This is a genomic window from Halothiobacillus sp., assembly GCF_027346185.1.
GTDB lineage: Bacteria > Pseudomonadota > Gammaproteobacteria > Halothiobacillales > Halothiobacillaceae > Halothiobacillus.
Genome location: NZ_DAIESY010000075.1, coordinates 1 through 15409, shown reverse-complemented (window position 1 = coordinate 15409; position 15409 = coordinate 1). Strand labels below are relative to the sequence as shown.

Here is a 15409-nt window from a genome sequence, read left to right as displayed (position 1 = left end):
ATCTGTTACCTAATTTTTGGCCAATTAATGGCCTGATTTGGGTGTAGCTGATCGACGGCTCTTGCTTAGAACGCAGCCTTGACGCGTGCGGCGATGTCGGTGCCGGTCATGCCGTTCAGCTCGAACAGTTCCTGCGGGCTGGCGGTGGTTTCACCGCGCTTCCACGAGAATACGTCGCGACGGGCGGCACGGCTGCGAACCAGGATCGGCTCCAACGGTGCGGACGAACCGCCGCTGACCGCGACGAGCATGTCGCCGTCGAACAGGGCGTTGAACGCCGCGTCGCTCATGAAGCCATTGTCGGACTCGGGCACGCTGTCCCAGGCGACATCGGTCGGACGATAGAGCTGACGCGGATTGGCGGCGGCAACGATGCGTACCTTGAAGCCTGCCTTTTCCAATTCATCCTTCGCGGCGAAAACCGGCAGGAAGACCATGTCGCCCGTGGCTGCGAGGACGACGGTCTTGTCGCCACCCGCGCTTTCGTACAGGGCAACGCCACCTTGTTCGATGGCCGTCTTGGCCTGTTCCGGTGTGGTGTAGACCGGCAGTGCCGTTTTCGACGCAACGATGGTGATGCACTTGTTGTAGCTGTTCAGTGCCCAGGCGTAGGCGGCCTGGATCATGTTGGCATCGGCCGGGTAGAGCAGGAAGCTGTTGCCGTTCTTCATCATCGCGGCGAAGTGGCCTTCGATTTCCGGACGTTGATGCGTCCAGCCGTTTCGGCCCTGTTCCAGCGCACCGGCGGTGAACATGCTGATCATCGACGGTGTCTTGCGGCGCAGTTCGGCCATTGCCTGGGCGACGGTCTGAACGATCGGCCAGCCGTTGATCGCGAAGCTTTCATACGACAACCAGATGGCACGCGAACCGAACAGCGCGAGACCGGCAGCCAGACCGGCGCAGGCGTCTTCATTCAACGGCTCGTAGACACGGCCGGTTGGAACCTGGTTGTACAGCGGGTCGGTCGAGGGGTGACGAATCTTGAGCGCGTCGTTGATGTTCTTCATGGCCGAGGCTTCATTACCGTCGGCATTGGTGACGATGAAACGCGGATCTTTCTGGCCGACGTGCGCAACCAGTGCACCGAATACCGTGGCCGGAACCTGCGACTCGCCGACGGTGAAATTCTGGATCGGCAGCGTGCCGAGATCGGCCAGCGGCAATTCGTGCTCGGTCACCGCGGTATGAACGGCCGATCCGCCACCGGCGCGAACGAGATTGCTGCGAACCAGCACCCAGGCCTCCGGCGCGAGCGCACGTGTCTTCAGCGCATCGATGATGTGTGGCTTGTCGAGCGTATCGGCCGGATACAGGTTGTGCGACTTGGCACCGTGCGTGTGGACGCCCGCCCCCTTGATCTGCTTGATGATGAGCGCGGTGAACGTGCCGCCCAGCGCGGATTTCGCCGCCTTGTCGGTGGCTTCGAGGACAGCCTTGCCGAAGGCCAGACGGGCCTCGTGCGAGAACAGGGTCGAATCGACGTACTCGCCTTTCTGCTCGGCATCGTCGAAATCTTTGGCGTTGATGAGGATGACTTCCTTGAAGCCGTGCCCATGCCAGTATTCCTTCATGCGTTCGTTGCTCCACAGCGAGCACATGGAATGGTGTTCCTGGCTATAACCGTTCCAGACCAGAATCGGCAGGAAGTTCGTGATGTCCGGGAAGGAGGTATTGAAGTGCATCATCGAGTTCAGGATGTACGGTTCGCCCATGCCGCCGTCGCCGATGGTGACCGGGAACAGCTTGTCGCGATGCAGGTAGGCGCCCGCCATGGCGAAATGTTGCCCCTGACCCAACGGGCCTGCCGGTGCCAGCAAGCCGGGAATCGCACCGGAAAGGTGACCGAGCAGACCATGCTTTTCACGGAAGCGTGCGCGCATTTCTTCAACCGTGTGGATGCCCATGTGTTCGAGTGACCGATCCAGGAACATGGCGCTGTAGAAGCCCGGCGCGTGGTGGCCGACTTCGGTGACCATGTTCTTGTGGCCCAGCAGCATCAGCGCTGCATGAACATCGGCAGAGGAGGCATAACCGCCGGGGTGGCCCGAACCCTTGGAGCCGGTGATCTGCAGCGTGAGGTAACGCAGCGCGTCGGCGGTGAGCAGGGTCTGGAACGCCGCTGCCTCACTGTGGACGTCGGCAATCGCGGTCGCGCCTTCGGGAACGGCCGGTGTCCTGGCGAGTTCGTCGAAACGCGGCCACGCGGGATTGAAGTATTGAATGCCTTGGGTGAATGTCGGGTTGCTCATGTCGCGTTCCTTAAGTTTCGGTTGTTCTGTGCAGTCGATCTGATAGGTGGGTTGACGGTGTTTTTTACCTTGACGGGGACTTTAACGAGCTTTCATAATTTCTCAATGCAAAATCGTTTTCACAATGTGAAATTAAACTGGGTTTGATTTGATCGTGTGAAATTTATCTGATTGGTCCTTGAGATGGAGCGCCCTTGATGAGTGAATCTGGCATGAACGAATCCGGCGAACGCGCAGGCGGTATTCAGGTCATCGACCGCGCCGTGTGCCTGATGCAGGCGCTGGCGCGTTACCCGCATCCGGTCACATTGAAAGTCGTGGCGGCAGAATGTGGTCTGCACCCCTCTACCGCGCACCGCATTCTGGCAGCATTGGCGGATCATCACTGGGTCGACAAACATCCGGACGGTTACGCGTTGGGCAGCGCCATGGTGCGACTGGCGGCCAGGGCGCGCCCCGCCCCGCGCTGGCGGGAAATCGCCTTACCCGTACTGGATGCCCTGCGCGATGAGTTGGGCGAGAGTGTCAATCTCACCGTGCGGGAAGGGGATGAGGTGGTGTATGTGGAGCGCTCCGTTCCCAATCGCATGATGCGTGTGGAACAGGTAATCGGCACTCGGGCGCCGCTGCACGTGACATCCGTGGGCAAAATCCTGTTGGGTGCGGAGGGTGTGCCCGCGATGACCCGTTACGCCGAACGCACCGGTCTGCTGGCCATGACCGCCAATACGATCCGCAATACGGACACGCTGATCAAAACCTGTCTTGAAGCCGCGCAAACCGGCGTGGCGTTCGATAATGAAGAGGCCGAAGTTGGCGTCGGCTGCATCGGTGTGTTGGTGCGGGACATGGATGGCGTTCCGGTGGCCGGGTTGTCGATTTCCTGTCCGATCGAGCGTCGCCAGGAGGCGTGGGTTGCAAGCCTGAAAGCCGCTGCGAAGCAAATTGAAGCGCGTTTGAATGGCGTCTGATTACCCAGCCAGCTTTGGTAATGTTTCAAGTGGGGTTGAACGGCATTTGAACGATGAAATTACCAGAAGCCTGTGCTACCTGAACGTCTTCCAGTGTCAGCAAGCGGGCTTTGACCGCCGTGCCGCCGCCAGAATACGCGCCCAGCCTGCCATCTGAGCGCACGACCCGATGGCAGGGAATCACAAACGGCAAAGGATTTAGTGCCAGCGCCGTGCCGACCGCCCGGTGGGCATTGGGGCTGCCAATCGCCTGAGCGACCCAGCCGTAGCTTCGAACCTGACCCCGGGGAATCTCGGCCGTCTTGCCGAGCACGCGCTGCTGGAAGGGTGTCAGTGTGTTGAGGCAAATGGGCAGCTTCATAGTGGCATCTTCCATGAAAACAGCAAGAATTTGGCGTGAATAGTCATGCAGAATCGAATCGGCTCTGATGGGGGCTTCACCCGCCGATGGTGTGATGATTCGCAGGAATTCGGCTTCGGTTCCAGAGGAGATTCGACACAGCGCGCCGCGTGAAAAAGCGGCGAATACAAGCCCGATCGGTGTCTCGATTCCGGTGTAGGTAATGGTCGCGTTTTGCTTTTTCTGCAACATTTTATTCCCTCACTTCACTACCTGCTGTGAACTTGTCATTCTGCATGATACGGGTGAATTCGGGACGAAAAAAAACGGCACCGGCGAATTTCTTCGGGGTGCCGTTTCCGTAAAAGGGGGAATCAGTCCATTCTTTTTGAATGTGAGATTCTCCCCCTTTGAAAAAGGGGGAGTGAGGGGGATTTAAGAGGGCTTTGCATTTGTGCAAACCTTTCCTTAGCTGCGTGGTTTCGAGCGACGGGGTTTGCCACCGAAGGAATCAGCACCACCACGAGGACCGAATTTGCGCGGGCCGGCCGGTGGGCGGCGGTTGTCACCACGCTCGCCTTCGCTATCAGTGGGACCGGCTTCGCTGATATCGAGCGGTACGCCCAAAACGTGCAAACGCTTGAGCTGCGTGAACACTTCGTTTGGCATGCCCTCGGGCAAGTCTACGGTGCTGTGGCTGTCGAAGATGCGAATCGCGCCGATGTATTTGCTGTCAATGCCCGCTTCGTTGGCCAGTGCGCCGACGATGTTCTTCGGCTGGACGCCGTGCTCGTGGCCGATCTCGATCCGGTACTTGATGCGCGCCATATCATCGTTCTGACGTGGACGACGGGGCTCGTCGCGACGATCCTGATCCCGACCTTGGCCGCGATCTTGGCGGTCACCAAAGCTGACCTGCGCCGATTCCTTGATTTCGGCCGGCAGCAGCGGGCGATCCTTCTGCGCCAGATAGGCGAGTGCCGCTGCGATTTCCGGCAAGCCGACGTCGTGTTCAGACTGGTATTCCTCAATCAATGTTTCAAAGAAAGACAGATCTTCCGATTCCATCGCTTCGCTGATCTGATTCTTGAACGCGGCAGAACGTTTGTCTGCGATATCGCTCTGGCTCGGCAGACGCATGGGCGTGATCAACTGGCCTGTGGCGCGTTCGATGGCGCCCAGCATGCGTTTTTCGCGCGGGGCGACAAACAGGATGGCTTCACCCGAGCGACCGGCACGACCGGTACGACCGATGCGGTGAACATAGGATTCGGTGTCCAGCGGAATATCGTAGTTAATCACGTGGCTGACCCGCGGCACATCAATACCCCGAGCGGCCACGTCGGTCGCGATGATGATGTCGAGTGATCCGCGCTTGAGGCGATCGATTGCCTTTTCACGCATGGCTTGATTCATGTCGCCATTCAACGGAGAGGCAGCGTAGCCACGCGCTTCCAGCTTTTCGGCCAGTTCGGTGGTGGCCACTTTGGTGCGCACGAAAATGATCACCGCGTCAAACTCTTCGACTTCCAGGATACGGGTCAGCGCATCGAGTTTGTGCATGCCGCTGACGGCCCAGTAGCGCTGGTTGATGGCCTTGACGGTAGAGGTGCTGGATTTGATCGCAATCTCGACCGGGTTGCGCAGATGACGCTGGGCAATGCGGCGAATCTGATCGGGCATGGTGGCGGAGAACAGTGCGACCTGACGGTTTGCCGGGGTCTTGCTTAAGATTTCGTCCACGTCATCGATAAAGCCCATGCGCAGCATTTCGTCGGCTTCATCCAGTACAACGGCCTGAATTTGATTGAGTTTCAGGGTGCCACGCTTGATGTGATCCTGGATGCGTCCCGGTGTGCCAACCACCACGTGCACGCCACGCTTCAGGCCGCGCAGTTGGGGCTCCATTGCCTGTCCGCCGTAGACGGGCAGAACATGAAAGTCCGGCAGGTGACGGGCGTAGGTCTGCATGGCTTCGGCGACCTGGATTGCCAGTTCACGTGTTGGCGCCAGTACCAGCAGTTGGGGTGCACGCAGGTTGATGTCGATCCGGCTCAGCAAAGGTAGGGCGAACGCACCGGTTTTGCCGGTGCCGGTTTGCGCCATGCCCAGTACGTCTTTGCCTTCCAGCAGGACTGGAATGCTTTTGGCTTGTATGGGTGAAGGGCTTTCGTAGCCCAGTTCTTCGACCGATCGCAGCAGGGGTGCGGCGAGGGCGAAATCGGAAAATAGAATGGTGTTTTCTTCAGACATGAGTATTTCAGGGCTCTTCTAGGGGGAATGTCGTCCGAATTGGACGAACAGAAAAGGCGCGACATGTGCGCGTTGGAATGTCGCGCTTATCGAGCCGTGATGGAATTTCGGCGCATATTACCTGAAAACGATCTGTTTGTCTTTAATTTCTTTTGCTTATATCAAGAGGTTGTATGCTTGGCGAGTTGTTGCTGGTACATTTCCAGTAGCTGTTGTGTCTTTTGGGCGGCGGTCCAGGTCTCTGCATAGCGCGGGGCCTGATCGACCAATTGCTGGTAGCGATCGGGTTGATTCAGGGTTTGATTGACGGCCTCGGCGAACCCGGATGGATCATCCGGTGCGATCACGCAGCCGCCGTCGGGATTCAGTACATCCAGTGTGCCCATGACCCCCAGCGCGACAACCGGCGTGCCGAGCGCCAGTGCTTCCAGCAGAACCAGTCCCTGGGTTTCGGTTCGGGAGGCAAATACGAACAGATCGGCGGCACGATAGGCATCCTGCAAGGCGCCATCCCGCCTCATGTAGCCCACAAATTTGACAGAAGCCTGTAATCCCATATCCGCAACTTTGCGTTGAAGGTGGGATTCTGCCGGGCCTTCGCCGGCGATGACCAGAATGGCTTCGGGTGTTTCTTTCAGGACGAAGGGCATCATGTCCAGCAGGAAATCAATATTTTTTTCCAGTGCGACCCGGCCGACATACAAAAGAATGGGCTGGTCGTCTCTGATCGATAGTTTTGCTCTGAAATCCGATGTCGGCGGTGTGCGGAATGCATCGAGGTTGAGTCCGGTCGGGATGATGTGCATCTCGGCGCTCACACCATAGGTTTGCAGGGCGTCGCGCATGGGTGAGGAGGGCACGACGAGGGCATCGACGGCATTGCACTGGCTTTTCGAGAAAAAACGCGCTGCCCGCTTCAGCCAGTTTCTGGGTGCCCAGCGAATGTAGTTGTAGAGATATTCCTCGAAGAAGGTGTGATAGCTCTCGACGACCGGAATGGCCAGTTTGCGTGCCAGTTTTACCCCCGCGTAATGGGCCACGAAGGGGGTGTGTATATGGATGAGATCTATCGTTCGTCCCCGCAGGATCGGTAACAGGTTGGTGGTGGCGCCGTAACTCATCATCCGATCTTCTGGATCAAGCAGCACCTTACGCGAAGGCAGGCGCAAAATATCTTCATCATCGTGTTGATCTTTGGCGCGTTCCAGTGTGATTGATTCGGGGTAGTCCGGGCAGATCAGGGTTACCCGATGTCCCGAGGCGATCAATTCGCTGCGAAAGCTCTGGATGGAGGTCGATACACCGTTGATTCTCGGGAAGTACACATCGGAGATCATTAGAATATGCACGGATGACAGCTCAATATTTATGGAGAATGAAATAGGTTGTCGACTTTATATGACAACTTCGTGATTTATCCCATGAGACATCACTCAGTGGTCAGAATCGGGCGATGATTTTGACTGTGATAGCATGGCGCGCAGTTTTTTTCATAAAAATAATGATCGTGGGGAATCAGCATGATTGCAGGTGTTTTTCCGGGACAGGGTTCGCAGTCCATTGGCATGAGTAGCGGCTGGAATGGGTATCAGCCCCTGGCTCAGGCTGTTTATCGTGAGGCCAGCGACGTGCTGGATTTGGATTTGTGGGCCTTGGTGGCGAATGGGGATGCGGCGGAACTGGATCGCACGGAAATCACCCAGCCGGCCATGCTGGCGGCTGATGTGGCGGCGTGGCGCATTTATCTGGCGGCGGGTGGGCACAAGCCGATTGCGTTGGCCGGGCACAGTCTGGGCGAGTATGCCGCGCTCGTCGCTGCAGAAAGTATCGACTTTGCCGATGCCGTGGCCCTCGTGTTTGAACGGGGACGTCTGATGCAGGCAGCCGTTGCGCCTGGAGCCGGAGCCATGGCGGCCCTGCTGGGGCTGACTGATGAAGCGGTTTTGAGCGTTTGTGCCGAGGCTGCGCAAGGGCAGGTTTGCGAAGCGGTGAACTTCAACTCGCCCGGGCAGGTGGTCATCACCGGTGATGCGGCTGCCGTGGCGCGTGCCGAAGAATTGGCCAAGGCGGCCGGTGCCAAGCGCTTTGTGCCGCTGCCGGTCAGTGTGCCTTCCCATTCGAGTCTGATGATTGACGCCTCCCGCGAATTGGATGCCTATCTGGCCAAGGTTATGATCAAACCGCCCGTGCTTCCCGTCCTGCATAATGTTGATGCGCAAACCCACGACGACGCGGTTGCCATCCGTCATGCATTGGTTGAGCAGTTGTACCGTCCGGTACAGTGGGTGGCTTGTGTGCAGGCCCTGCATGGTCGCGGCTGCAACCGTCAGTTCGAATTTGGCCCCGGTAAGGTGCTGACTGGTCTGGCAAAGCGTATCGAAAAAGGGGTGACTGGCAAAGCCGTATTCGACGAAGCCACTCTGGCTGCGGTTATTTCCTGACCCCCCCACGTTCGCTGATCACTTATTCGAGAGCCATTTTCAAGAGGAATTAAAGATGAGTAATGAAACAAAAGGTCGGACTGATGGTTTGAATGGCAAGGTCGCGTTGGTGACGGGAGCGTCCCGCGGCATTGGTGCGGCCATCGCCGAGCAGCTCGCGCAAGCAGGCGCGGTGGTGATCGGTACGGCAACCTCCGATTCGGGTGCGGCGGCCATCAACGAGCGCCTGGCACCGCTGGGTGGTGCTGGGATGCGTCTTGATGTGACCGATAGTGCACAAATCGATGCCGTTCTCGTCGAGATCGAGTCCCGTTTCGGCACTGTGGCAGTGTTGGTCAACAACGCGGGCATTACTCGTGATACCCTGCTCATGCGCATGAAGGACGATGACTGGTCCGCCATCATCGATACCAATCTCACCTCGGTATTCCGTCTATCGCAAAAGGTCTTGCGTGGCATGACCCGCGCTCGTTGGGGCCGGATCATCTCGATTGCCTCGGTGGTTGGTTCCATGGGGAATGCAGGCCAAACCAACTATGCGGCCGCCAAAGCCGGTCTGATGGGCTTTTCCAAGTCCTTGGCCCGAGAAGTGGGGGCGCGAAACATCACGGTCAACGTGGTGGCACCCGGGTTCATCGATACCGACATGACGCGCGACCTGCCCGAGGCGCATAAGACAGCATTGTTGGCGAATGTTCCTCTGGGGCGGCTGGGCGATCCGGCAGAAATTGCCGGCTGTGTTCGCTTTTTGGCGAGCGACGATGCCGCTTATGTGACCGGTCATACCCTGCATGTCAACGGTGGTATGTACATGAGCTGATCTGTATTTATTAAAATAATCAGTTATTTATGTTAATGTTCTTTGTTTTTTGATCAGGTAGCCCGAGTGCGCTGAAGTGATTTTTATTTTGCGGTTTGGCCGGTTTTAACTAGAATGCCTGCCATCTCGGGCAAGCGCCCTTGAACCAATTTGTCTTAAATCGAGGTTGAATCGTTATGAGCACCGTTGACGAACGCGTGAAGAAGATTGTTGTAGAACAGCTGGGTGTTAAGGAAGAAGAAGTCACCAATGAAGCTTCATTCGTTGATGATCTGGGCGCTGATTCTCTCGACACCGTCGAGTTGGTGATGGCTTTGGAAGAGGAGTTCGAGTGCGAAATTCCTGACGAAGAAGCTGAAAAAATCACAACCGTACAGTTGGCCATTGATTACATCAACGCCCACAAAGACGCATAACTCGCGGCCCTGGGTATGCCCCGGGGTCTGGGTGGTTGATTGAATAAAAGGCCGCGCCCTGGGTTATCCCGGCGCGGTTTTTTTATATGAAAAAAGAAAAGATATGGATTTGAACGCATGAGCAAGCAACGTGTGGTGGTGACTGGGTTGGGGGCGTTGACCCCTCTGGGTAATACGGTGGCATCCAGCTGGGCTGGCATTCTTGAAGGCCGCTCGGGGGTTCGCAGGATTGATCGTTTCGATGTTAGTGCGATGGCTTCGCAAATCGCAGGTACGTTACGCGATTTCGATGCAGCCCAGTTCATTCCCGCCAAAGAAATCAAGAAGATGGAGCCATTTATCCATTACGGGATCGCGGCTGCAATCGAAGCGATCGAAGATGCCGGTCTGATCAGTGACACATTGAACTACGATCGTGTCGGTACATTGATCGGTTCCGGTATTGGTGGTTTGGAGGGGATCGAGCGCAATACCATGACATTGGCGCAACAGGGCCCGCGACGTGTGTCCCCGTTCTTCGTGCCCGGTGCGATCGTGAATATGGTGTCCGGTCAACTTTCAATCCGTTACGGCTTCCGCGGGCCAAATCTGGCCACAGTTACCGCCTGCGCGGCGGGTACACACAGCATCGGTCAGGCGGCGCGCTTGATCGCATACGGTGATGCGGATGTGATGATTGCCGGTGGTGCTGAAGGCGCCGTTTCCCCGCTGGGCGTGGCCGGTTTCTCCGCTGCGCGTGCGTTGTCGACCCGTAACGATGATCCTGAACATGCCTCGCGGCCTTGGGATAAGGATCGTGACGGTTTCGTCCTGGGTGAAGGCGCTGGCGTACTGGTGCTCGAATCATTGGATCATGCCAGGGCGCGCGGCGCGAACATCTATGGTGAGTTGATCGGTTTTGGCATGAGTGCTGATGCCTATCACATGACGTCACCTTCTTCCGACGGTGACGGCGCGCGCCGCTGTATGCTGGCGGCCATGCAGGATGCCAAGGTCAATCCTGAAGACATCGGTTACGTGAACGCCCACGGCACCTCGACACAGGCCGGTGATCTGGCCGAGGTGGCGGCCTTGCACGCAGCCTTCGGCGAGCACGCCAAGCGTTGCCCGATCAGCTCCACCAAATCCATGACCGGCCATCTGTTGGGTGCCGCCGGAGGTATTGAGGCGGTGTTCTCCCTGTTGGCCTTGCGCGACCAGGTTTTGCCACCGACGATCAATCTCTTTGAGCCTTCCGAAGGTTGCGATCTGGATTTCGTGCCCCACACAGCGCGCGAGGTTCGCGGTCTTGATGTGGTCATGTCCAATTCCTTCGGTTTCGGCGGCACCAATGGCACGCTGATTTTCCGGCGCGTGTGATCGACGTGAACCGGTTTCATCTGTTCCATGTCCAGTAAAACACCCTCCGCGAGGACGTGTTCACCGGTCATCGAACAAATTGAAGGCATAACAGCGGCCGATTTTCCGGATCTTATCTCTCAGGCGCCCGGGCGATTCTCGCATCTGTTCGCGAGTCTGGCGTCGGGGGCCGCGAGCGAGTCGGGGCAGAACAATGCTCGCTGGTCCATCCTGTTTGGCGCGGCGCGCGCCGAATTACGTCTGGATGCGCAGGGCATACTGCACGCGACAGGCTTGCATCAGGCGCTGACGACCGAATCCCATTTCCTCTCCGCCTTTGGTTTGGCAGTGAAGGCCTTTCCAAAGCCACCTGCCGACTTCTCGACCGAATTGCCTTTTGTCGGCGGTTGGAGTTTTTATCTTTCCTATGAACTGGCGGGGCAAATCGAACCGAGCCTGGGTCTGCCGCGATTTGCTGCGGCCGACCGGGTAGGGTTCCCGGTCGCTGTGGCCCAGTATCACAGCGACGCACTGGTATTCGATCATCTGCATCACAAAACCTGGCTGGTTCACGACGGGCAATCGCCTGTTGATGCCGAATCCCTGCGTTCATTCCTGGCTGCGTTCAGCGCCACGCCTCAGGCCGACTCAACCTTGGAGATTCAAGCCTTGCAGGCAGATGATCCGGCGCGTTATCGGTCGGGTGTGCGGAAGATTCTGGCGTATCTTCGTGCCGGTGATGTCTTTCAGGCCAATCTATCGCGCGCCTGGCGATTCCGCGCGCCTCAAGCCGATGCCGGGCTGAGTATCTTCCGCCGTTTGGAGCAGCATAACCCCGCGCCGTTTGCGGCGTGGTATCGCCTGCCAGAGGGCGAGATCATCAGCTCGTCGCCCGAGCGTCTGGCCGATCATAGTGGTGGCCATGTTTCGACGCGTCCGATTGCCGGTACGCGCCGTCGGGATGCCGACAGCGCGCGTGATGCTGCGCTGATGGCCGAGCTCCGAGCGCATCCCAAGGAGCGCGCCGAGCATGTGATGCTGATCGATCTGGAACGCAACGATCTTGGCCGCGTGTGCCAGCCGGGTAGTGTTCGCGTGGATGAATTGATGGTGCTGGAGTCTTTTGCGCACGTGCATCATCTGGTATCGAATGTATCTGGACAGTTGCGTCCCGGTCAGTCGGTGTTCGATCTGCTGGCCGCCGTATTTCCGGGCGGCACGATCACCGGTTGCCCCAAGGTGCGTTGCATGGAAATTCTGGCGGAACTGGAGCAGACCGGCCGTGGCCCCTACACGGGCAGCGTCGGCTATTTGAGTCTGGATGGTCGGATGGACAGCAACATTCTGATTCGAACCGTGTTTCTGGCGAAGGACGGCCAGGGCGAATTTCGAACCGGCGCTGGCATTGTGGCCGATAGCGAGCCCGAACGTGAATGCACGGAAACCGAAGAGAAAGCCCGGGGGCTGTTGATGGCGTTGACCGGCTCCGGTGTACGTGGTGATCTGCCATGAAGCACTTTGCACCCTTCACCATGCAGGATCGCGGTCTGGCCTACGGCGATGGTCTGTTTGAAACGATGCGGTTATCCCGTAGTAAGTTGTCCTGGTGGTCGGAGCACTTCGCCAGAATGAGTTACACCTGTTGCGCGCTGGGCTTGCCGATCCCTGATGAAAACGACGTGCGCGCTGCCATTGATTCGGCGGTTGAGCAGAGTGGCAAGTCGGAGGCCGTGGTAAAACTCATGTACACGGCAGGATCGGGGCAGCGGGGCTATCATCGTGCGGAACCGGTTGAGCCAACACTTGCTGTTTTGATCGGTGGTGTGCCTGCGGCGGATTCGCAATGGTCGGTTCAGGGATTAAGCGTTGGTCTGCTCAAGCAATCCGGCGGTATCCCAATATCGGCACTCAGCGGACTCAAGCATCTCAATCGTCTGCCCCAAGTGCTGGCGCGCGCGGCTTGGCCGGAGGGGGTCGATGAGTGCCTAATCCATGACGAGAATGGTCTGGTACTGGGCGGAACACAAAGTAATTTTTACTGGCAGGAAGAAGGTCGCTGGTTTACGCCGCCGATTCAGGGGGCTGCCATTGCCGGGATAGTTCGTGCCTTGTTGTGTCGCTATCTGGATGTGACGATTGCACCCGTGTCCATCGGCCGCCTGGCTTTGGCGCAGGCCGCTGCGATCAGCAATGCCGTCCGGGGCGTGCTGCCGATTGGTCGTCTGGCGGGGCGTGTGTTGTCTGTTGACCAATCCATGGAGCTGGTGGCGCGCTGGCATCGCCTGTGTGCTATTCGGGCAGGTGAAGGGGGTGAACCTGTCGATTCGGCCTGGTTCGCTTTGCAGCGTCAGGTAGCGGTTCTTGATAGCGGCAGCCAAGTGCGTTGTCGGAAAATGTTTGGTGAAATGGCTGAATACTATGAATAGGGCGATCGGTTTTTTGTGGGTCTGGCTGTTCACGATGGGGCTTTTGTTCGCCACCGTATGGATGGTCGGCCGGGTTGGTGTTTTTCTCACCCAACCCTTGCTGCCTGCTGGCGCTGCGGCGGTCACGATTGAAATCCCCGGTGGTGCGGACGCGCGGCAAATCGCCAAAATAGCTGATGCTTCCGGTGCCCGGGTCAATCCGACTGTGTTCTCGTGGGCGGCTCGATTGAGTGGTAAAGCGCGCTCGATTCAGGCGGGTGAATACCGGATTACCGATCAGGATCGGTTGCTCGGTTTTCTCGATCGTTTGGTTGCGGGCGATGTGGTGCGTTATCACATCACCATCCCCGAAGGAGATACGGCCCAGGATTTTCTGAACAAGCTCGCGGCGCAAAAAGAAATTAAACACACCCTGAACGGGCTGGATCAGGCCCAGATCATCGCCGAGATGCATTGGCCCATCACCCATCTTGAGGGCTGGTTGTTCCCCGATACCTATGTGTTCACGCGCGGCACTACGGACAAAAAGATTCTGCAGGAAGCTTACCGCTCGATGCGGTCGCATCTGGATGCTGCATGGGCGGATCGCGCACCCGGTCTACCCTTGAAAACGCCCTACGACGCGTTGATTCTGGCCTCCATCGTTGAAAAGGAAACCGGCCTGCCCGATGAACGTGCCATGGTGGCGGGTGTGTTCATCAACCGATTGAACATCGGGATGCGATTACAGACCGATCCTGCTGTCATTTACGGTGTGGCCGAGGCAACTCGGGGGCAGGTTGACGAGGACAGTTCGCCGCGAAGTCTGACGCTAAGCCAACTGCGCGCCGATACTCCGTACAATACCTACACCCGTACCGGATTGCCGCCGACGCCGATTGCCCTGCCTTCCGCAGCCGCATTGCAGGCTGTTACGCATCCCGATAAAACGGATGCCTTGTATTTTGTAGCCAATGGCACGGGCGGGCACACCTTTTCGCGCACGTTGAAAGGCCACAATCAAGCCGTGCAGACCTGGCGTCGTATCGAAAACACGCGTGCATTCGAGCCCCAAAAAACGCAATGAACCCACCAATGACTGAGCATTCATGAACCTACCCGGAATATTTATCACCATTGAGGGTGTCGAAGGCGCGGGCAAGTCCACCGCCATTGCGGGCGTGGCTGAGTGGTTTGGCGCCCACGGTCGGGAAGTGGATTGCACACGGGAGCCGGGCGGTACACCAATTGCCGAAGCAATTCGTCAACTCCTGCTCAATCCGGCAGATGAAGATCTGGTGCCGCCCACTGAGCTCATGCTGATGTTTGCAGCCCGTGCGCAACATGTGGCCGGAAGGATCAAGCCAGGATTGGCAGCGGGCAAGGTGGTGATCAGCGACCGCTTCACCGACTCCTCCCGTGCCTATCAGGGTGCGGGGCGCGGCATGGATCGATCCTTGATCGAAACCTTGGCGCAGGCGGCAGAGCAGGGCGTATCACCCGATTTGACCTTGTTACTCGATCTGCCCGTGGATATCGGCATGAAACGAGCAGCGGCCCGGCGAGGAGCCTGTGCCCACGACCGATTCGAACGTGAGCGCCATGATTTTTTTGAACGTGTCCGCGCAGGCTTTCTTGAGTTGGCCAGGCAGTCGACGCGCTTTGCATTGATCGATGCCGCCGCGCCGATTGTGGAGGTGCAGACCCAGATACAGACTGTACTTGCTGCACGTTTCCCGCAGGGGGGAGCCGATCGTGGCTAGGGCCAGAACCAGCAAAGTAGGCGCCGATAAGGCAAAACCCAAAAACGCGGGAGAAGATCTTGCGGCGGAATCGCCTTGGCCCAATTCCTCGGTTGGTGTGGCCGACATGCCATGGCTTCTACCATCTTGGGAGCGCTTTTTATCGATGCACCGGCAGGATCGGCTTCCCCACGGCTTGCTGGTTACCGGTGCCTCGGGTTTGGGGTCGCTCATTCTGGCGCGGGAAATGGCGGCGTATCTATTGTGCGCCGACCCCGTTACGACGCCGGGGGCGGAGCGCGCCTGCGGTGAATGCGCTGCTTGGCGGTTACGCCGCGCGGGTACGCATCCCGATATTCAACTTCTGGTTCGTGATGGCGCGAACAAGGATATTTCCGTTGATGAGATCCGGACGTTGATCGAAAGCTTCA

The 15409-nt window shown here is 58.0% G+C and carries 13 protein-coding genes and 1 pseudogene; 10 read left to right on the top strand and 4 right to left on the bottom strand.

Annotation, left to right across the window (positions count from 1 at the left end; all coding sequences use genetic code 11):
* Nucleotides 1-65: 65 nt before the first annotated feature.
* Nucleotides 66-2252: a phosphoketolase gene (locus M7R55_RS06005; RefSeq protein ID WP_298219398.1), complete on the bottom strand. Its 2187-nt coding sequence runs from the start codon at nt 2250-2252 to the stop codon at nt 66-68.
* Nucleotides 2253-2449: 197 nt separating this feature from the next.
* Between M7R55_RS06005 and M7R55_RS06000 the strand changes: the two genes are divergently transcribed.
* The gene (locus tag M7R55_RS06000) at nt 2450-3223 is read left to right on the top strand and encodes an IclR family transcriptional regulator (protein WP_298219396.1); all 774 of its coding nucleotides are present in this window, start codon (nt 2450-2452) and stop codon (nt 3221-3223) included.
* Nucleotides 3224-3248: 25 nt separating this feature from the next.
* Here M7R55_RS06000 and M7R55_RS05995 read toward each other — a convergent pair whose 3' ends face one another.
* The 3 genes from M7R55_RS05995 to M7R55_RS05985 all read right to left on the bottom strand — a co-directional run bounded on the left by M7R55_RS05995 (nt 3249) and on the right by M7R55_RS05985 (nt 7165).
* The gene (locus M7R55_RS05995; RefSeq protein ID WP_298219394.1) at nt 3249-3815 is read right to left on the bottom strand and encodes a methylated-DNA--[protein]-cysteine S-methyltransferase; all 567 of its coding nucleotides are present in this window, start codon (nt 3813-3815) and stop codon (nt 3249-3251) included.
* Nucleotides 3816-4031: 216 nt separating this feature from the next.
* Complete coding sequence (locus M7R55_RS05990) at nt 4032-5816, bottom strand: DEAD/DEAH box helicase (protein ID WP_298219393.1); 1785 nt, start codon at nt 5814-5816, stop codon at nt 4032-4034.
* A gap of 161 nt (nt 5817-5977) precedes the next feature.
* Nucleotides 5978-7165: a glycosyltransferase gene (locus M7R55_RS05985; protein ID WP_298219391.1), complete on the bottom strand. Its 1188-nt coding sequence runs from the start codon at nt 7163-7165 to the stop codon at nt 5978-5980.
* Nucleotides 7166-7336: 171 nt separating this feature from the next.
* On the opposite strand from M7R55_RS05985, the gene fabD reads away from it, so the two are divergent.
* From fabD to M7R55_RS05940, 9 genes and pseudogenes are all read left to right on the top strand, one after another.
* The gene (gene fabD / locus M7R55_RS05980; protein ID WP_298219390.1) at nt 7337-8257 is read left to right on the top strand and encodes an ACP S-malonyltransferase; all 921 of its coding nucleotides are present in this window, start codon (nt 7337-7339) and stop codon (nt 8255-8257) included.
* A gap of 55 nt (nt 8258-8312) precedes the next feature.
* Nucleotides 8313-9077 (top strand): 3-oxoacyl-ACP reductase FabG, encoded by a 765-nt coding sequence (gene fabG, locus M7R55_RS05975; RefSeq protein ID WP_298219388.1) that lies wholly within the window; start codon nt 8313-8315, stop codon nt 9075-9077.
* Nucleotides 9078-9253: 176 nt separating this feature from the next.
* Nucleotides 9254-9493: an acyl carrier protein gene (gene acpP, locus M7R55_RS05970; RefSeq protein WP_012824778.1), complete on the top strand. Its 240-nt coding sequence runs from the start codon at nt 9254-9256 to the stop codon at nt 9491-9493.
* A 117-nt stretch (nt 9494-9610) separates the two neighbouring features.
* Nucleotides 9611-10852 carry a beta-ketoacyl-ACP synthase II gene (gene fabF / locus M7R55_RS05965; protein WP_298219387.1) on the top strand — a complete coding sequence of 414 codons (1242 nt, stop codon included), beginning with the start codon at nt 9611-9613 and terminating at the stop codon, nt 10850-10852.
* Nucleotides 10853-10879: 27 nt separating this feature from the next.
* Nucleotides 10880-12343: an aminodeoxychorismate synthase component I gene (locus tag M7R55_RS05960; RefSeq protein WP_298219385.1), complete on the top strand. Its 1464-nt coding sequence runs from the start codon at nt 10880-10882 to the stop codon at nt 12341-12343.
* Nucleotides 12340-13257, top strand: coding sequence for an aminotransferase class IV (locus M7R55_RS05955; RefSeq protein ID WP_298219383.1), 918 nt, complete (start codon nt 12340-12342; stop codon nt 13255-13257). The genes M7R55_RS05960 and M7R55_RS05955 overlap by 4 nt, the downstream gene beginning before the upstream one ends.
* Nucleotides 13250-14323, top strand: coding sequence for an endolytic transglycosylase MltG (gene mltG / locus M7R55_RS05950; protein WP_298219381.1), 1074 nt, complete (start codon nt 13250-13252; stop codon nt 14321-14323). The genes M7R55_RS05955 and mltG overlap by 8 nt, the downstream gene beginning before the upstream one ends.
* A 22-nt stretch (nt 14324-14345) precedes the next feature.
* On the top strand, nt 14346-14999 hold the full coding sequence (tmk, locus tag M7R55_RS05945; RefSeq protein WP_298219379.1) for a dTMP kinase: 654 nt from the start codon (nt 14346-14348) through the stop codon (nt 14997-14999).
* A pseudogene (locus M7R55_RS05940) lies at nt 14992-15409 on the top strand (hypothetical protein); the annotation flags it as partial. The gene tmk and the pseudogene M7R55_RS05940, both read left to right, overlap by 8 nt.